The organism is Streptomyces sp. NPDC058741 (assembly GCF_042746715.1).
GTDB lineage: Bacteria > Actinomycetota > Actinomycetes > Streptomycetales > Streptomycetaceae > Streptomyces.
The window spans coordinates 18,495-36,349 of sequence record NZ_JBHYQH010000052.1 but is presented as its reverse complement, the minus strand read 5'-3'; the positions used below and the strand labels follow the sequence as shown (position 1 = coordinate 36,349).

Sequence of the window (17,855 nt, the reverse complement as noted above, 5' to 3'; positions counted from 1 at the left end):
GTGTGGGCCCCCCCGGGTGCCTCGCCCCCCGCGGGGGCGTCGCCCCCCGTCGCGCGAGGGGGGCAGACGCACGCGCGTCACGAGGCCGAGCCGTCAGAGCGACTCGCGCCAGCCGTTGGTGATGGGCAGGCGGCGGTCCTTGCCGAAGCCCTTCGCCGAGATCTTCGTGCCCGGCGGGTACTGGCGCCGCTTGTACTCGGCCGTGTCGACCATGCGCAGCGTCCTCGCGACCAGCTCCGGGTCGTAGCCCGCCGCCACGATCTCGTCGGCGCCGCGGTCGCGGTCGACGTACAGCTCCAGGATCGCGTCCAGCACCGGGTAGTCCGGCAGCGAGTCCGTGTCGACCTGACCCGGGCGGAGCTCGGCGCTCGGGGGCTTGGTCAGGGAGTTCTCCGGGATCGGCGGGGTCTGCCCGCGCTCCCGGGCGGCGCGGTTGCGCCACTCCGCCAGGCGGAAGACCGACGTCTTGTAGACGTCCTTGATCGGGCCGTACGCCCCCACCGAGTCGCCGTAGAGGGTCGAGTAACCGACCGCCAGCTCCGACTTGTTGCCCGGGGCCAGGACGATGTGGCCCTCCTGGTTGGAGAGCGCCATCAGCAGCGTGCCGCGCAGACGGGACTGGAGGTTCTCCTCCGCCAGGCCCGTCAGGCCCAACGCGCCCATGTACGCGTCGAACATCGGCTCGATCGGGACCGTGCGGTAGTTCAGTCCCGTGCGGCGGGCCATCTCCGCGGCGTCGTCCTTGGAGTGGTCCGAGGAGTACTTCGACGGCATCGACACGCCGTACACGTTCTCCGCGCCGACCGCGTCGCACGCGATCGCCGCGACCAGCGAGGAGTCGATGCCGCCCGACAGGCCGATCAGCACCGACCGGAAGCCGTTCTTCGCGACGTACGCCCGCAGGCCCACGACCAGCGCCGAGTAGACCTCCTCGTCGTCGTCGAGGCGCTCCGCGTAGCCGCCCGTGTGCTCCGGCTCGTACGGGGCGAGCGGCTCCTCCGACAGCACCACCCGGTCGATGCGCAGACCGTCGTCCACCACACCCGCCGGGGCGTCGGGCGAGGCCGCCGGCAGGTCGAGGTCCAGGACCACGCAGCTCTCGGAGAACTGCGGCGCCCGCGCCACGACCTCGCCCTCCTTGTCGACCACGATCGAGTCGCCGTCGAAGACCAGTTCGTCCTGGCCGCCCGTCATGGCGAGGTACGCGGTCGTGCAGCCGGCCTCCTGGGCCCGCTTGCTCACCAGCTCCAGGCGGGTGTCGTCCTTGTCGCGCTCGTAGGGGGAGGCGTTGATCGACAGCAGCAGGCCCGCGCGTGCCGAACGGGCGGCGGGCACCCGGCCGCCGTCCTGCCAGAGGTCCTCGCAGATGGCCAGGGCGACGTCCACGCCGTGCACGCGCAGCACCGGCATGCTGTCGCCGGGCACGAAGTAGCGGAACTCGTCGAAGACGCCGTAGTTCGGCAGATGGTGCTTGGCGTAGCGCAGGACCACCTCGCCGCCGTACAGCACCGCCCCCGCGTTCTGCGGCGCGCCGGCCGGCTGGCCGTACTTCGGCTGGGCGGTCTCGCTGCGGTCGAGATAGCCGACGACCACCGGCAGCTCACCGAAGCCCTCGTCGGCCAGGCGGGCGGCGAGAGAGCGCAACGCCGCCCGGGAGGCCTCCACGAAGGACGACCTGAGGGCCAGGTCCTCGACGGGATACCCGGTCAGCACCATCTCCGGGAACGCCACGAGATGGGCTCCCTGGTCGGCGCAGTGCCGGGTCCGGCGGACGATCGACTCCGCGTTCCCGGCGAGGTCACCGACGCGGGCGTCGATCTGGTTCAGGGCGAGACGTAGTTGAGGCACGCCGGCCAGTGTAATCGTCAGAGCGACACAATGGGGTGGTGTGGGTCACGCGGGCCCCATCCTAGGAGCGCGGCGCGGCTCCCCGCTGCTCCAGCAGGTCCGCCATCAGCCCGATCTCCGACTGCTGTGCCTCCACCATGCCCCGGGCGAGCCGCTTCTCCACCTCGACCGTGCACCGCTGCGCGCAGCCCTCGGCCATGTGGACGCCGCCCTTGTGGTGGTCCGTCATCAGCTGGAGGTAGTAGATCTCCGCCCGCTTGCCGTTCAGCTCGCCGAGCTTCCTCATCTCCGCGTCGGTGGCCATGCCCGGCATCAGGGCGCCGTCCTCGCCGGAGGCCATGCCGCCCATGTCCATCCAGGTCATCGGCGGTTCGGACGACACCTTCGGCAGACCCCACAGGTCGAGCCAGCCCAGCATCATGCCGCGCTGGTTGGCCTGCGTCTGCGCGATGTCGTACGCGAGACGCCGCACCTCCTCGTCCTCGGTGCGGTCGCGCACGAGGTACGACATCTCCACGGCCTGCTGGTGGTGCACCGCCATGTCCCGGGCGAAACCGGCGTCCGCGGACCCGGCGGAGGGGTTCGCCGTGCCGCCGTCGTCCCCCGCGACGGCGTAGGTGATCGCGCCGGCCGCGACGAGCGCCGCCGCCGCGGCCCCGGCGACCAGGCCGGCCTGCCTCACTGCGAGAGCCCGTTCGTGCAGGCGGCGCCCGGCTCCGGGGTCTGCTCGCCCTGGACGAACTTCTCGAAGAACGAGTCCACGTCCGGGTCGCTCGCGCCCGTCACCGTGCGCTGGTGCCCCCAGGCCGAGAGCATGATCGGGTCCTTCTGGTCGTCCACCGGGCTCATCAGCGTGTACGGCGTCTTCTTCACCTTCGCCGCGAGCGCGTCGACGTCGGCCTTCTCCGCGTCGGCGTTGTACGTCACCCACACAGCGCCGTGCTCCAGCGAGTGCACGGCGTTGGTGTTGTTCAGCTCCTTGGTGTAGACGTCGCCGTTGCAGTTCATCCAGACCTGGTTGTGGTCTCCGCCGACCGGCGGCTGGGAGGCGTACTTCACGGCCTTGGCGACGTGATTGCGGGACAGCTTGCCCTGCCAGGTCTTCACGCCGTCCTTGCCGGTGACGAACCTGCCCTTGCCCGAGGAGTCGCTCGCCGCGGTGTCGCCGCCGTCGGACTGGGACCGCAAGAGCACCACACCACCGGCGACGAGGCCCCCCGCGACCACCGCACCGGCCAGGACGACGAGGATCCGGTTGCGGCGCTCACGGGCCTGCTCGGCGCGCCGCATCTCCTCTATGCGCGCCTTGCGTCCGGTGCTGCTCTGGTTGGCGGAGCCCATGAGGTGTCCTTCGGGGGAAAGTGACGGTCGGGTGGCCTGATCGTAGTGGGGGAGACGAGGCGCCTCGCAGGGTGTCCCCGGAACGGGCCGAATCGATACGGCACCGGTGGCTCCACGACAGCTTCACCGGATTCGCCGCCGTCCGCCCGCCGGATAATTTGAACAGCAGATTCCCCTTATCTACGCTGCGTGTATGCGGCTGCTGCGCTCCACCGACCTGGCCCTGCGCGTCCTGATGCGGCTCGCCGTCGCGGACGGGCCGAGTCCGACCACGCGCGGCGTCGCCGAGGACATGGACGTGCCGTACACGCATCTGGCGAAGGTCGTCGCCGAGCTGCAGCACCTGGGCCTGCTGGAGGCCCGCCGGGGCCGTGGCGGCGGTCTCGCCCTCACCGAGCGGGGCCGGACGGCGTCCGTGGGCCACGTGGTCCGCGCCTTCGAGGGCACGGGCGACGTCGTCGACTGCGAGGGCCCCACCCCCTGCCCCCTGAAGTCCGCCTGCCGCCTGCGCGGTGCCCTGCGGCAGGCCCAGGAGGCGTTCTTCGCCTCCCTGGACCCGATCACGGTCGCCGACATCGTCGCGGAGCCGACGGGGGCGCTGCTGCTGGGGATCTCGCGCGGCCCCTGATGCCCCCGTCGCCGGGAAGGCTTACGCCGCCGGCCCTGGAAGGCCATACGCCGCCGTCGCCGGAAGGCATACGCGGACGCGGCCGGCCCGGGTGTGATCCCGGGCCGGCCGCGCGCGGCGGGCGAAGCGCCGTCAGGCCGTCCTCCTACTCCTGGCCCGCCAGCCACAGGTCCGGCCCGAACACCTCGTAGTGGATGTCGGCGGGGGCCACGCCCCGGGCGATCAGCTGGGTCCGGACCGCCCGCATGAAGGGCAGCGGCCCGCACAGGTACGCGCGCGTGCCCGAGGCGACCGGGACGCGGGTGAGGTCGACCAGGCCGGAGCGGGTCCCGGCGGGGGCGTCCTGCTCGTACCAGAGGTGCAGGGCGGAGTCGGGCAGCTTGGCCGCGTAGGTCTCGTGGTCGGTGCGCAGCGCGTGGTGGGCCGGTGAGCGGTCGCCGTGGACGACGGTGACGGGGGCCCGCTGCCCCGAGTCGGCGAGGTGGGCCAGCATCGCCACGATCGGCGTGACGCCGATGCCCGCCGAGGCCAGCAGCAGGGGCGTGTCGGGCCCGGCGTCCAGGACCAGGTCGCCGTGCGGCGCGGACAGCTCCAGGACGTCGCCCACGTGCACGCGCGCGTGCAGGAGGTTCGAGACCTCGCCGTCCGGCTCGCCGCCGCCGTGCACCCGCTTGACACTGATCTGCCTCAGGGCCGGGGCCGGCGCGCCGGAGAGGCTGTACTGGCGTATCTGCCGGGCGCCGTCCGCCAGGGCGACGCGGACGGAGACGTACTGGCCGGGGAGGAAGCCGCGCACCGGGCCGCCGTCGACGGGCCGCAGCCGGAACGTGGCCACGTCCACGGTCTCGGTGACGCGCTCGACGACCTCCCAGCGCCGCCAGGCGTGCCCGCCGCGCTCCTCGTACAGTCGCTTCTCCACCGCGATCAGGGCGTTCGCCATCAGCCAGTAGACCTCGTCCCAGGCCGCGGCGACCTCGGGCGTGACCGCGTCGCCGAGCACCTCGGCGATCGCGGCGAACAGGTGCTCGTGGACGACGGCGTACTGCTCCGGGGTGACGCCGAGAGAGGCGTGCTTGTGGGCGATGCGCTGCAGCATCGCGTCCGGCCGCTGTCCCGGGTGCTCCAGCAGGTGCGTCGCGAACGCGGCGACGGAACCGGCGAGCGCCTGCCGCTGTGTGCCGGCGGCCTGGTTGCCCCGGTTGAACAGGTCGCGCAGCAACTCCGGACGGGCCTCGAAGAGACCGGCGTAGAAGCGCTCGGTGATCGTGCCGAGGGCCGCGCCGACGGCGGGGAGAGTGGCGCGGACGGTGGCGGCGGACTGCTCGGACAGCATCAGGGCTCCTTCAGGGCTCGGCTGTGCGTACGGTAATTAAAATGGCATCTGAGATGCAAATTAAGGCGGTGGGGCAGCGCGCGGGTCCGGCCGTTACGGATGCAGGGGCGAGCAGGCACTATGGGCGCAGGAGCAGTCCACCCGCCGTGCGCGAGTCGTCCTACCCCCGCCGGACGGGCGATCATGGTCCGCAACGCGTACGAAATGGTGGTGTGGTGGGATGCTCAGGTGCCCGACCGCCTCCCGTGGTGCGGAAGACAGGCGGCCTGACCAGCAAGGATGGGGAAGCGGAAGATGGACAAGCAGCAGGAGTTCGTGCTCCGGACGTTGGAGGAGCGCGACATCCGGTTCGTACGCCTGTGGTTCACGGACGTGCTGGGCTTCCTCAAGTCCGTCGCCGTGGCCCCGGCCGAGCTGGAACAGGCCTTCGACGAGGGCATCGGCTTCGACGGTTCCGCCATCGAGGGCTTCGCCCGCGTGTACGAGTCCGACATGATCGCCAAGCCGGACCCGTCGACCTTCCAGATCCTGCCCTGGCGTGCGGAGGCCCCGGGCACGGCCCGCATGTTCTGCGACATCCTCATGCCGGACGGCTCCCCGTCCTTCGCCGACCCGCGCTACGTCCTCAAGCGCGCCCTGGCCCGCGCCTCCGACCTCGGCTTCACCTTCTACACGCACCCGGAGATCGAGTTCTTCCTGCTGAAGGACCGCCCGCTGGACGGCTCCCGCCCCACCCCGGCCGACAACTCCGGCTACTTCGACCACACCCCGACCAACGTCGGCATGGACTTCCGACGCCAGGCCATCACGATGCTGGAGTCGATGGGCATCTCGGTGGAGTTCTCCCACCACGAGGGCGCGCCGGGCCAGCAGGAGATCGACCTCAGGTACGCCGACGCGCTGTCCACGGCCGACAACGTCATGACCTTCCGCCTCGTCATGAAGCAGGTGGCGCTCGAGCAGGGCGTGCACGCCACGTTCATGCCGAAGCCCTTCTCCGAGCACCCCGGCTCCGGCATGCACACCCACCTCTCCCTCTTCGAGGGCGACCGCAACGCGTTCTACGAGTCCGGCTCGGAGTACCAGCTGTCCAAGGTCGGCCGCTCCTTCATCGCCGGCCTGCTGCGGCACGCCGCGGACATCTCCGCGGTCACCAACCAGTGGGTCAACTCCTACAAGCGCATCTGGGGCGGCGCGGAGCGCACGGCGGGCGCGGGCGGCGAGGCCCCCTCCTACATCTGCTGGGGCCACAACAACCGCTCGGCACTGGTCCGCGTCCCGATGTACAAGCCCGGCAAGACGGGCTCCGCCCGCGTCGAGGTCCGCTCCCTCGACTCCGGCGCCAACCCCTACCTGGCCTACGCGGTCCTGCTCGCCGCGGGCCTGAAGGGCATCGAGGAGGGCTACGAACTCCCGCCCGGCGCCGAGGACGACGTCTGGGCCCTGTCCGACGCCGAGCGCCGCGCGATGGGCATCGAGCCCCTCCCGCAGAACCTCGGCGAGGCCCTGACCCTCATGGAACGCAGCGACCTGGTCGCCGAGACCCTCGGCGAGCACGTCTTCGACTTCTTCCTGCGCAACAAGCGGCAGGAGTGGGAGGAGTACCGGAGCGAGGTCACGGCGTTCGAGCTGCGGAAGAACCTTCCGGCGTTGTAGGGGCAGGTCGGGGCGGGTTCTCCGCTGTCTCGGCGGACGGGGCCGACGGTCGTGGACCGGCGGCCCCGTGGCGTCTCGTTGGCCCTGGGGCGTGTGCGGGCCGTCCGGCGACGTGTCGGCGCCGCCGGGAGCTCCTTCGGCAGGCCGCGATGCCGTCCAGTTCTCATGAGCTCCTCGGATCCGGCCCTGGATGTCGCCCGGTCGCCTTCTACACCGACGCCGTCGTCGACGCCGGCGTCCACACGAATCCGTCCGGGTCCGTGAAGGTGCCTGTGTCGCTGCCGATGACGAGCCGGTGGGAGCCCGTGCCCTCGGGCGAGACGCCGGCGACCTTCGCCAGGCCGCGGCGCTTGTATAGGGCCAGCTTGACCGGAGCGGAGCCGGTGGCGAACTCGACGTACTTGCCGCCGAAGCTCTTGCCCACGGTCAGGCCGTGCCCGACGTAGAACTGCTTGCTGGCCTTCACGTCCTCGACGCCGAGCAGCAGCACCATCTCGTCGAACCGCCGGGTCGCGGGGCCGGTGCTCTTCTTCGACGACGACGCGATCTGCCAGATCGTCCCGTCCGGGGCCTGGACGACGCCGCCGTAGCCCCAGAGCGACTTGGCGGCGGGCTTCAGCGTCGTGGCACCGGCCTGGACGGCGGCCTCGACGAGCGCGTCGACGTCGGCGGGCTGGGCGGTCACGAGGGACAGCGTGAAGCCGCGGAAGCCGGTGGTCGGTGCCTGCGAGGTCCGCAGGCGCAGCTCTTCGCCCAGGCCGAAGGCGGTGGCGTAGAAGCGTTCGGCGGCGGTGAGGTCGGTCACCTCGAGGGTGACGCAAGCGAGGGAAGTCATGGCAACGACGCTAGCCGCGGCACGCGGAACCGGCTTCTCGATTCCTGACCGGCGGGGCCCACGGGGTGAGAGCTCAGTCCTGCCGCTGCCGCCTCAGGCCGGCCAGCAGCGCGTGCAGCGGTTCCGTCGCGCGGCGGCGGTACTCCTGCACCGCCCAGCCGTTTCCGTCCGGGTCCTGGAAGTGCATGAACGTGGCACCGTCGTCCGGGGCGTACCGCACCGGTTCCGAGACGTCGAGGCCGCGGGCGACGAACTCCGCACGGGCCGCCTCGATGTCGGCGACGCACAGTTGCAGCCCCTGGTAGGTGCCGGGGGCCGGGGTGGGGCCCGGGGTCATCTCCCAGATCGACCCGCCGAGGGCGATGGAGCAGCCGGAGCCGGGCGGGGTCAGCTGGACGATCCGCACCCCGGGCATGACCTCCTGGTCGATGTCCAGGTGGAAGCCGACCTTGTCCCGGTAGAAGTCCCGGGCCCGGTCGACGTCGGTCACGGGCAGCGGGATGACTTCCAGGGTGACGTCCATGGCGTGACTCCTTCGTCGGGCATCGCGGCAGGCGGCTTCGTCGGGCATCGCGTCGGGCTGGCCGCAGCCCCGTGCGACCGACGGCTCTCCCACACCGAAACCGAAAACGGTGCCCGGCGCCACCGCGCGCTTCCCGGCTGCCCCGGCCCGCCCGGCGTCCGCCTGGCGAACTCGCGGCGCTCGCCGCCGGCTCTGCGGCTAGGCTCAAAGCCGTACGACCTTGATCCGAGGGAAGTCCGAGGACACGTTCGAGGGAGGCCCGGATGACGGCGGCGCCGGGGCGCAGGAGCAGTACCTTCACACGGCTGCTGCGGCACGGTTTCACCGACGCCTCCGCCGCCGAGCGGCTGCTGGACAGCCCCGAGCTCGCGCCCCTGCGCGACGACCCCGTGCTGCTGGACGCGCTCGGCGCCACCGCCGACCCCGACCTCGCCCTGCTGGGCCTCGTGCGGCTGCTGGAGGCCCAGCAGGGCTCCGGCGCCCGCCAGGAGCTGCTCGACACGCTGATCTCCGCCAAGCCGCTGCGCGACCGGCTCCTCGGCGTGCTCGGCGCCTCCACCGCCCTCACCGACCACCTCACCCGGCACCCGGAGGACTGGCAGGCGCTCGTCATGTACGAGGCGCACGACCTGCACCCCGGCGTGGAGGAGTTCGAGGCCGGTCTCGCCCACGCCACCGACCCGGTCTCCCTGCGGGTCGCCTACCGGCGCTGCCTGCTGTCCATCGCGGCCCGGGACGTCTGCGGCACCACGGACGTCGCCCAGTGCGCCGCCGAGCTGGCCGACCTCGCCACCGCCACCCTGCGCGCCGCCCTCCGGCTCGCCGAGGCGGCGGCGCCCGAGGACGCGGGGATGTGCCGGCTCGCCGTGATCGCCATGGGCAAGTGCGGCGGCCACGAGCTGAACTACGTCTCCGACGTGGACGTCATCTTCGTCGGCGAGGCCGTCGACGGGGCCGACGAGACGAAGGCGATCCGGGCCGCGACCCGGCTCGCCTCGCACATGATGCGGATCTGCTCGGAGACCACCGTCGAGGGATCCATCTGGCCCGTGGACGCCAACCTCCGCCCCGAAGGCAGGAACGGCCCCCTGGTGCGGACCCTCTCCAGCCACCTCGCCTACTACCAGCGCTGGGCCAAGACCTGGGAGTTCCAGGCCCTGCTCAAGGCCCGCCCGGTGGCCGGCGACCCCGTCCTCGGCTCCGAGTACGTCACCGCCCTCCAGCCCCTGGTGTGGAAGGCCGCCGAACGCGAGAACTTCGTGCCCGACGTGCAGAAGATGCGCCGCCGGGTCGTGGAGAACATCCCCGTCTCCGAGGTCGACCGCCAGCTGAAGCTGGGCCCGGGCGGCCTCAGGGACGTCGAGTTCGCCGTGCAGCTGCTCCAGCTGGTGCACGGCCGGGCCGACACCTCCCTGCGCAGCGGCACGACCCTCGACGCACTGGGCGCCCTCGCCGCGGGCGGGTACGTGGGCCGCGCCGACGCCGCCCAGCTCGACGCGGCCTACCGTTTCCTGCGGTCCCTGGAGCACCGGATCCAGCTGTTCCGGCTGCGCCGCACCCATCTCGTCCCCGAGGACGAGGCCGACCTGCGCCGCATCGGCCGCTCCCTCGGGCTGCGCGCCGACCCGGTGGCCGAACTGCTCCGCGAGTGGAAGCGGCACGCCGGCGTCGTCCGCCGGCTCCACGAGAAGCTGTTCTACCGGCCGCTGCTCGACGCGGTCGCCCAGCTCGCCACCGGCGAGGCCCGGCTCAGTGCCGAGGCGGCCCGGGAGCGCATGGTCGCCCTCGGGTACGCCGACCCGGCCTCCGCCCTGCGCCACCTGGAGGCACTGGCCTCCGGCGTCACCCGCAAGGCCGCCATCCAGCGCACGCTGCTGCCCGTCCTGCTGGGCTGGTTCGCCGACTCGGCCGAACCGGACGCGGGCCTGCTGAACTTCCGCAAGGTCTCGGACGCGCTCGGCAAGACCCCCTGGTACCTGCGGCTGCTGCGCGACGAGGGCGCCGCGGCGGAGAACCTCGCCCGGGTGCTGTCCGCCGGGCGCCTCGCGCCCGACCTGCTGATGCGGGCGCCCGAGGCGGTGGCGCTGCTCGGCGACGGGGACGGCGGCGGCCTCGAACCGCGCTCCCGCGCCCATCTGGAGCAGGAGATACTCGCCGCCGTGAGGCGGGCCGACAACGCGGCCCAGGCGGTCACGGCCGCCCGCGGGGTGCGCCGCCGCGAGCTGTTCCGCACGGCCGCCGCCGACATCGTCGGTTCCTACGGCACCGAGGAGCAGCCCGCCGAGGCCGACCAGGGCGCCCTCGTGGACCGGGTCGGGGAGGCGGTGTCGGACCTGACGGCGGCGACCCTCGCCGGCACGCTGCGCGCGGTCGTCCGGGACGGCTGGGGCGACGACCTGCCCACCCGGTTCGCGATCATCGGCATGGGCCGGTTCGGCGGCCATGAGCTGGGCTACGGCTCCGACGCGGACGTCCTGTTCGTGCACGAGCCCCAGGACGGCGTCGACGAGCGGGAGGCCTCCGAGGCGGCCGGCAAGGTCGTATCCGAGATGCGCCGCCTGCTGCAGATCCCCAGCTCCGACCCGCCCCTGCTCATCGACGCCGACCTGCGCCCGGAGGGCAAGTCCGGACCCCTCGTGCGCACCCTCACCTCCTACGCCGCCTACTACCGTCGCTGGTCGCTGACCTGGGAGTCGCACGCGCTGCTGCGGGCCGAGCCGGTCGCCGGCGACGCGGACCTCGGGCGCCGGTTCATCGAGCTGATCGACCCGCTGCGCTATCCGGCCGACGGGCTCGGGGACGACGCCGTGCGCGAGATCCGGCGGCTGAAGGCCCGGATGGAGTCCGAGCGGCTGCCGCGCGGCGCCGACCCCAAGCTGCACGCCAAGCTGGGGCCGGGCGGTCTGTCCGACGTGGAGTGGACCGTGCAGCTGACGCAGCTGCGGCACGCCGCGCGGGAGCCGGGCCTACGCACCACCCGCACCCGCGAGGCCCTCGACGCCGCCCGCACGGCCGGGCTGATCACCGACGAGGACGCCGCCACCCTCGACGAGGCCTGGGTCCTCGCGACCCGCGTCCGCAACGCGGTGATGCTGGTTCGCGGCCGGGCCGGCGACACGTTCCCGACGGAGCCCAGGGAGCTGTCCGCCGTCGGGCGGTACCTGGGCTACGGACCCGGCCACGCGGGCGACATGCTCGACGCGTACCGGCGCACGGCGCGCCGGGCGCGGGGCGTGGTGGAGGAACTGTTCTACGGGGTCACCGGGCGGTGACCCCGAGAGGGAGCCCGGCCCGTTCAGGAACTCGTCCGCGCCGCCGCTTCGTCCTCGCCGCATGCCCTGCTCCGGGGTACGGGCTCGCCGTCGCCCCGGAGCCCGGCCCGGGCCACCTGCCGGTCACCGCCTGAGGCCGCGGCATGCCGGTCCTCGTCGGAAGCCGCGGCATGCCCGTCTTCGCCGAGGACCGCGGCCCGACCCGCCTGCCCGTCCTCGCCGAGGACTCCCCGCCGCTCCACGTGGACCCGCGTCCGCGGCACCGGCGAGTGCCCGCCCCCGGGTCCACCCGGTGCGCCCGGTCCACCCGGTGCGGCCGGAGCGGCCGGTACGTCCGGTGCACCCGGTGCCTCCGGTGCACCCTGAGCGGCCGGTGCGCCCGGTGAGTCCGGCCGTTCGGTCGCGGTCGGTACCGCCGTCGGCACCGCCCCTGGTCCCGCCCCTGGTACCGCCGTCGGTGCCGCCCCTGGTCCCGCCGCCGGCGGCGCCCCTGGTACCGCCGCCGGTACCGCCCCTGGTACCGCCGTCGGTGCCGCCCCTGGTACCGCCGCCGGCGGCGCCCCTGGTACCGCCGTCGGCACCGCCCCCCGCACGGCCCTGGGCAGTGCGTACGGCCACCTCCCGTACCAGAGCCCGGCCACCGCGAACCCGAACGCCAGGCACAGCAAGCCGCCCACCGCGTCCAGCCAGAAGTGGTTGGCCGTGGCCACGATGACCACCAGGGTCAGCGCCGGGTACAGCAGGCCCAGCACGCGCACCCAGGGGACCGTCGCCAGGGCGAAGACCGTCAGGCCGCACCACACCGACCAGCCGATGTGCATCGACGGCATCGCGGCGTACTGGTTGGACACGTGCTTCAGGTCGCCGGAGGCCATCGACCCCCAGGTCTGGTGGACGAGGACGGTGTCGACGAAGTCGCCGCCCCTCATCAGCCGCGGGGGCGCCAGCGGATACAGGTAGTAGCCGAGCAGGGCGACGGCGGTCGTCGCGAACAGCACCAGGCGCGTCGCCGCGTAACGGCCGGGATGGCGGCGGTAGAGCCACACGAGCACACCCAGCGTCACCACGAAGTGGAGCGTGGCGTAGTAGTAGTTCATCGCGATGATGAGCCAAGTCACCGAGTTGACCGCGTGGTTGACCGACTCCTCGACAGCGATGCCGAGATGATGCTCGACCCGCCAGATCCAGTCGGCGTTGTTCAGCGCCTCGGCTCTCTGCTCGGGCACGGCGTTGCGCACGAGCGAGTACGCCCAGTAACTCACCGCGATCAGCAGGATCTCGAACCAGAAACGGGGCCGGCGGGGAGTGCGCAGCCGACGCAGCGGACCCGGCCCCGTCTCGGCCGCAACGGGGTGCGGAAGGGCGGCTTCCAGACCCTCCGGCTTCGTCACGGTCGTTTCACCCATAGGCGCAGAGTCTGCCAGAAAAGGACTTCTCCACCGATCATCCCGCGACCCGCCCCGCACCGCGAGTTCTGGGACGGGTCGCCCGGCGGGATCAGGCCGCGCGCGTCAGGGGAGCGACGGTGCGCGTCAGGAGTGATCGCGCGCCTCAGGAGCGACCGCGCTCCCCGGGAGCCGATGCGGTCGAACCGCGCACCACCAGTTCCGGCATGAACACGAACTCGCTGTGCGGCGCGGGCGTCCCGCCGATCTCCTCCAGCAGCGTGCGCACCGCGGCCTGGCCCATCGCCGGCACCGGCTTGCGGATCGTGGTCAGCGGCGGGTCGGTGAACGCGATCAGCGGGGAGTCGTCGAAGCCGACCACGGAGATGTCCTTCGGCACGTCCAGACCGTGCTGCCGGGCCGCCCGGATCGCGCCCAGCGCCATCATGTCGCTGGCGCACACCACCGCGGTGCAGCCCCGCTCCATCAGGGCCGTGGCGGCGGCCTGACCGCCCTCCAGGGTGTACAGGGAGTGCTGGACCAGCTCCGTCCCCACTGTCTCGGCGTTCAGGCCCAGCTGCTCGTGCATGGCCCGCACGAAGCCCTCGATCTTGCGCTGCACGGGCACGAACCGCTTCGGCCCCAGGGCCAGTCCGATCCGTGTGTGCCCGAGGGACGCCAGGTGCGTGACCGCCAGGGACATCGCGGCGCGGTCGTCGGGGGAGATGAACGGCGCCTGCACCTTCGGCGAGAAACCGTCCACCAGCACGTACGGCACGCCCTGCGCGCGCAGCCGGTCGTAGCGTTGCATGTCGGCGGTGGTGTCCGCGTGCAGCCCGGAGACGTAGATGATGCCCGCGACCCCGCGGTCGACGAGCATCTCGGTGAGTTCGTCCTCGGTCGAGCCGCCCGGGGTCTGGGTGGCCAGCACCGGCGTGTAGCCCTGGCGGGTCAGCGCCTGGCCGATGACCTGGGCCAGGGCCGGGAAGATCGGGTTCTCCAGCTCCGGGGTGATCAGGCCCACCAGGCCCTCGCTGCGCTGCCGCAGCCGCACGGGGCGCTCGTAGCCCAGGACGTCGAGGGCGGCCAGCACGGAGTGGCGGGTGGTGGAGGCGACGCCCGGCTTGCCGTTGAGGACTCGGCTGACCGTCGCTTCACTCACTCCCGCCTGCGCTGCGATGTCGGCGAGCCGTGTGGTCACAGCACTGGACTGTAGCGGCCGTGGATCTCCTTGCACACCGACGCGACGCCTGGTGCGCGCCGGCGCGCGGCCCGTAGCGGGTGGCTTGGTCATCGCGGTCCCTCAACTCGTGGTCGGTGTCCGCTCCGCAACGGATGATTCCCCTCGGCGAAGGCGGATGGCAAGTGCTTGCAGAGTCTTGCACAACTGTCCCAGTCCCCGCCGATCAGGCGGGAATCCCGGCTTCGGGACGGTCGAGAGGAGGTCACGGCGGGATAACCTTCCGTATCCCTTGCATCTTTTTGCTGCAAGGTCTTTCGCCAGCCGACCGAGCGCGGCTAATGTCACCGACGCCCGGCGGCCAACGGCGCAGTCGGCAGCACGAAACGGGCTTCACCCTCAAGGAGAACTCATGCGGCGTGGCATAGCGGCCACCGCGCTGGTGGCGTCCCTCGCCCTGGCAGCGACGGCGTGCGGCGGAAGTGACAGCGGCGACAAGGCCGACGGTCCGGTCACCATCACCTGGTGGGACACCTCCAACGCCACCAACGAGGCGCCGACCTACAAGGCCCTCGTCAAGGAGTTCGAGGCTGCCAACAAGGACATCAAGGTCAAGTACGTCAACGTCCCCTTCGACCAGGCGCAGAACAAGTTCGACACCGCCGCCGGTTCCAAGGGCGCCCCCGACGTGCTGCGCTCCGAGGTCGGCTGGACCCCGGCCTTCGCCAAGAAGGGCTTCTTCCTGCCGCTGGACGGCACCGAGGCCATGGCCGAGCAGGACGAGTTCAAGTCCAACCTGATCAAGCAGGCCCAGTACGAGGGCAAGACCTACGGCGCGCCGTTCACCACGGACACCCTCGCCCTGGTCTACAACAAGGAACTGTTCGAGAAGGCCGGCGTCGAGGCCCCCAAGACCTGGGACGAGCTGAAGAAGGCCGCCGCCACCATCAAGGACAAGACCGGCGTCGACGGCTACTGGGGCTCCACCCAGTCCTACTACGCCCACTCGTTCCTCTACGGCGAGGGCGCCGACACCGTCGACGTCGACGCCAAGAAGATCACGGTCACCTCGCCCGCGGCCAAGAAGGCCTACGGCACCTGGCAGAGCCTGTTCAAGGGCAAGGGCCTGCACAAGGCCGACACCACCGCCGACGCCTACGCCCACATCCAGGAGGCGTTCGTCAGCGGCAAGGTCGCCTCGATCATCCAGGGCCCGTGGGAGATCACGAACTTCTACAAGGGCTCGGCGTTCAAGGACAAGGCCAACCTGGGCATCGCCACCGTCCCGGCCGGTTCCTCCGGCAAGGCGGGCGCCCCGACCGGCGGCCACAACCTCTCGGTCTACGCCGGCTCGGACAAGGCCCACCAGGAGGCCTCGCTGACGTTCGTGAAGTTCATGACCTCGGCGAAGGCGCAGGAGACCATCGCGCTGAAGAACAACACCCTGCCGACGCGCGACGACGCCTACACCGACCAGGTCAAGGCCGACCCCGGCATCGCCGGCTATCAGAGCGTGCTCGCCGCCGCCCAGCCGCGTCCCGAGCTGCCCGAGTACAGCTCGCTGTGGACGCCGCTGGACGACGAGCTGCTCGCCATCGCCGGTGGCAAGAAGTCCCTGGACCAGGGGCTCAGCAGCGCCGAGACCGCGATCGCCAAGCTGCTCCCGGACTACAGCAAGTAAGTCCGTGTGGCCGCCGGATCCCCCGCTTCCCCAGGGGAGGGTCCGGCGGCCGTCGGCCTGTGTGCCGTACCCCCTGATCTTCAGCTGATCTCCAGTTCGCGAAGAAGGTTGTCGAACATGACAGTCGCCATCGACCGAGCGACCGGCAAGCGGAGCGGTGACCGCGGTCCCCGGTCCGGGCTGGGCCGGCGCCTCAAGCACAGCTACCAGAAGCACTGGTACGCCTACGCGATGATCGCGCCCGTGGCCGTCGTGCTCGGCGTCCTCGTGCTGTACCCCCTGGCCTACGGCTTCTACCTGACGCTCACCGACGCCACCAGCCTCAACACGGCCCGGACGATCGGCCTCAACGAGATCGAGGCCACCTACAAGTTCATCGGGTTCGACAACTACGCCGACATCCTGTGGGGGGAGACCGCCTACGAGCGCTTCTGGTCCCACTTCATCTGGACGATCGTGTGGACGGCCGTGTGCGTCGCCCTGCACTACTCCATCGGCCTGGGCCTCGCCCTGCTGCTCAACCAGAAGCTGCGCGGACGCACCTTCTACCGGCTGATCCTCATCCTGCCGTGGGCCGTGCCGACCTTCACCACCGTCTTCGGCTGGCGGTTCATGCTCGCCGACACCGGCCTGATCAACTCGGCTCTGGACGCGCTGCACCTGCCGAACCCGGCGTGGCTGGAGGACACCTTCTGGCAGCGCTTCGCCGCGATCATGGTCAACACCTGGTGCGGTGTGCCGTTCATGATGCTCTCGCTCCTGGGCGGCCTGCAGTCCATCGACTCCTCCCTCTACGAGGCCGCGGAGATGGACGGCGCCAGCCGCTGGCAGCAGTTCCGCTACGTCACCCTGCCGGGCCTGCGGTCGGTCAGCTCCACCGTGGTGCTGCTCGGTGTGATCTGGACGTTCAACCAGTTCGCCATCATCTTCCTGCTGTTCGGCAACACCGCCCCGGACGCGCAGATCCTCGTCACCTGGGCCTACCAGCTCGGCTTCGGACAGCAGCCGCGCGACTTCGCGCAGTCGGCCGCCTACGGCATCCTGCTGCTGGGCATCCTGATCGTCTTCACCTCCTTCTACCGCCGCTGGCTGAACCGCGATGAGCAGCAGCTCGCGATCTGAGGCAGGAGTCCCCATGAGCACCACGACCGTCCAGCAGTCCGCCGGTGAGGCCCCGGCCCCCGCCGTCGCCCCCGCGTCCGCCCCCGTGCGCCGGCGCGGCGACCGCGGTCTCGCCGGGAGCCTCCTCTCCCACGGCCTGCTGATCTTCGCGAGCCTGATCGCGCTCTTCCCGATCGCCTGGCTGGTCTTCCTGTCCCTCGGCCCGGACAAGGACGACTACCTGCACCCCGGGCGCATCTGGTCGAAGATGACCCTGGACAACTACACCTTCGTGGTCCGGGAGACCAACTTCTTCCACTGGCTCCAGAGCACGCTCATCGTGTCGCTCGGAACCACGGTCATCGGAGTGGTCATCGCCGCCACGACCGGTTACGCGGTGTCGCGCATGCGCTTCCCGGGCTACAAGAAGTTCATGTGGGTGCTCCTGTGCACGCAGATGTTCCCGATCGCCGTCCTGATCGTGCCGATGTACCAGATCCTGTCGGGCCTCCAGCTCGTCGACACCTACCTGGGTCTGATCCTGGTCTACTGCTCGACCGCGGTGCCCTACTGCGCCTGGCTGCTGAAGGGCTACTTCGACACCATCCCGTTCGAGATCGACGAGGCGGGGCGCGTCGACGGGCTGTCGCCCTTCGGCACGTTCTTCCGGCTGATCCTGCCGCTCGCCCGGCCGGGTCTCGCGGTGGCCGCGTTCTACAGCTTCATCACCGCCTTCGGTGAGGTCGCCTTCGCCACCGTGTTCATGCTGGACGACGAGAAGTACACCTTCGCCGTCGGTCTGCAGAGCTTCGTCAGCGAGCACGACGCCCAGCGCAACCTGATGGCCGCCACCGCGGTCCTCATCGCGATACCCGTCTCCGCGTTCTTCTACCTCGTGCAGAGGAACCTGGTCACCGGCCTCACCGCCGGCGGCACGAAGGGCTGACCGCCCTTCGCCCGAGGCTCCCGCGCGGCGCTGCCGCGCGGGTGGCGGCCGCGGTGCCCATCCGACCCCGCTGTCACCGCGGCCGCCTCGTCCCTCGCCCCCACGCTTCCACGACCCGATCGCCTC

13 protein-coding genes and 1 pseudogene are annotated in these 17,855 nt (G+C 71.5%); 6 read left to right on the top strand and 8 right to left on the bottom strand.

Annotation, left to right across the window (positions count from 1 at the left end; genetic code table 11):
* Nucleotides 1–93: 93 nt before the first annotated feature.
* The 3 genes from ACFW6P_RS28775 to ACFW6P_RS28765 all read right to left on the bottom strand — a co-directional run bounded on the left by ACFW6P_RS28775 (nucleotide 94) and on the right by ACFW6P_RS28765 (nucleotide 3,189).
* Nucleotides 94–1,848 (bottom strand): NAD+ synthase, encoded by a 1,755-nt coding sequence (locus ACFW6P_RS28775; protein ID WP_386358674.1) that lies wholly within the window; start codon nucleotides 1,846–1,848, stop codon nucleotides 94–96.
* Nucleotides 1,849–1,909: 61 nt separating this feature from the next.
* Nucleotides 1,910–2,530 carry a DUF305 domain-containing protein gene (locus tag ACFW6P_RS28770; RefSeq protein ID WP_386358676.1) on the bottom strand — a complete coding sequence of 207 codons (621 nt, stop codon included), beginning with the start codon at nucleotides 2,528–2,530 and terminating at the stop codon, nucleotides 1,910–1,912.
* Nucleotides 2,527–3,189, bottom strand: coding sequence for a DUF3105 domain-containing protein (locus ACFW6P_RS28765; protein ID WP_386358678.1), 663 nt, complete (start codon nucleotides 3,187–3,189; stop codon nucleotides 2,527–2,529). Before ACFW6P_RS28765 ends, ACFW6P_RS28770 begins: the two co-directional genes overlap by 4 nt.
* A gap of 193 nt (nucleotides 3,190–3,382) precedes the next feature.
* On the opposite strand from ACFW6P_RS28765, the gene ACFW6P_RS28760 reads away from it, so the two are divergent.
* Nucleotides 3,383–3,817, top strand: a complete 435-nt coding sequence (locus ACFW6P_RS28760; protein WP_386358680.1) for an RrF2 family transcriptional regulator — start codon at nucleotides 3,383–3,385, stop codon at nucleotides 3,815–3,817.
* A gap of 145 nt (nucleotides 3,818–3,962) precedes the next feature.
* Here ACFW6P_RS28760 and ACFW6P_RS28755 read toward each other — a convergent pair whose 3' ends face one another.
* Nucleotides 3,963–5,150 carry a globin domain-containing protein gene (locus tag ACFW6P_RS28755; protein ID WP_386358681.1) on the bottom strand — a complete coding sequence of 396 codons (1,188 nt, stop codon included), beginning with the start codon at nucleotides 5,148–5,150 and terminating at the stop codon, nucleotides 3,963–3,965.
* 294 nt (nucleotides 5,151–5,444) lie between these two features.
* Between ACFW6P_RS28755 and glnA the strand changes: the two genes are divergently transcribed.
* Complete coding sequence (glnA, locus tag ACFW6P_RS28750) at nucleotides 5,445–6,806, top strand: type I glutamate--ammonia ligase (RefSeq protein ID WP_363120788.1); 1,362 nt, start codon at nucleotides 5,445–5,447, stop codon at nucleotides 6,804–6,806.
* A 208-nt stretch (nucleotides 6,807–7,014) separates the two neighbouring features.
* Here glnA and ACFW6P_RS28745 read toward each other — a convergent pair whose 3' ends face one another.
* Both ACFW6P_RS28745 and ACFW6P_RS28740 read right to left on the bottom strand, forming a co-directional pair.
* The gene (locus ACFW6P_RS28745) at nucleotides 7,015–7,641 is read right to left on the bottom strand and encodes a glyoxalase (protein WP_386358684.1); all 627 of its coding nucleotides are present in this window, start codon (nucleotides 7,639–7,641) and stop codon (nucleotides 7,015–7,017) included.
* A gap of 73 nt (nucleotides 7,642–7,714) precedes the next feature.
* Nucleotides 7,715–8,164, bottom strand: coding sequence for a VOC family protein (locus ACFW6P_RS28740; RefSeq protein WP_386358686.1), 450 nt, complete (start codon nucleotides 8,162–8,164; stop codon nucleotides 7,715–7,717).
* Between the two features lie 263 nt (nucleotides 8,165–8,427).
* Here ACFW6P_RS28740 and ACFW6P_RS28735 point away from each other — a divergent pair, with 263 nt between their 5' ends.
* Nucleotides 8,428–11,436 (top strand): bifunctional [glutamine synthetase] adenylyltransferase/[glutamine synthetase]-adenylyl-L-tyrosine phosphorylase, encoded by a 3,009-nt coding sequence (locus ACFW6P_RS28735; RefSeq protein WP_386425330.1) that lies wholly within the window; start codon nucleotides 8,428–8,430, stop codon nucleotides 11,434–11,436.
* A 581-nt stretch (nucleotides 11,437–12,017) separates the two neighbouring features.
* Here the strand turns inward: ACFW6P_RS28735 and ACFW6P_RS28730 are convergent.
* Both ACFW6P_RS28730 and ACFW6P_RS28725 read right to left on the bottom strand, forming a co-directional pair.
* Nucleotides 12,018–12,842 (bottom strand): annotated as a pseudogene (locus ACFW6P_RS28730) (phosphatase PAP2 family protein); the annotation flags it as partial.
* Between the two features lie 145 nt (nucleotides 12,843–12,987).
* Nucleotides 12,988–14,022: a LacI family DNA-binding transcriptional regulator gene (locus ACFW6P_RS28725; RefSeq protein ID WP_386425327.1), complete on the bottom strand. Its 1,035-nt coding sequence runs from the start codon at nucleotides 14,020–14,022 to the stop codon at nucleotides 12,988–12,990.
* Nucleotides 14,023–14,413: 391 nt separating this feature from the next.
* Here ACFW6P_RS28725 and ACFW6P_RS28720 point away from each other — a divergent pair, with 391 nt between their 5' ends.
* The 3 genes from ACFW6P_RS28720 to ACFW6P_RS28710 all read left to right on the top strand — a co-directional run bounded on the left by ACFW6P_RS28720 (nucleotide 14,414) and on the right by ACFW6P_RS28710 (nucleotide 17,729).
* Nucleotides 14,414–15,682, top strand: a complete 1,269-nt coding sequence (locus ACFW6P_RS28720) for an extracellular solute-binding protein (protein ID WP_386358691.1) — start codon at nucleotides 14,414–14,416, stop codon at nucleotides 15,680–15,682.
* Between the two features lie 117 nt (nucleotides 15,683–15,799).
* Entirely contained in the window at nucleotides 15,800–16,804 is a 1,005-nt protein-coding gene (locus ACFW6P_RS28715) for a carbohydrate ABC transporter permease (protein WP_386358693.1), read from the top strand.
* 13 nt (nucleotides 16,805–16,817) lie between these two features.
* Nucleotides 16,818–17,729, top strand: coding sequence for a sugar ABC transporter permease (locus tag ACFW6P_RS28710; RefSeq protein ID WP_386358695.1), 912 nt, complete (start codon nucleotides 16,818–16,820; stop codon nucleotides 17,727–17,729).
* Nucleotides 17,730–17,855: the final 126 nt, after the last annotated feature.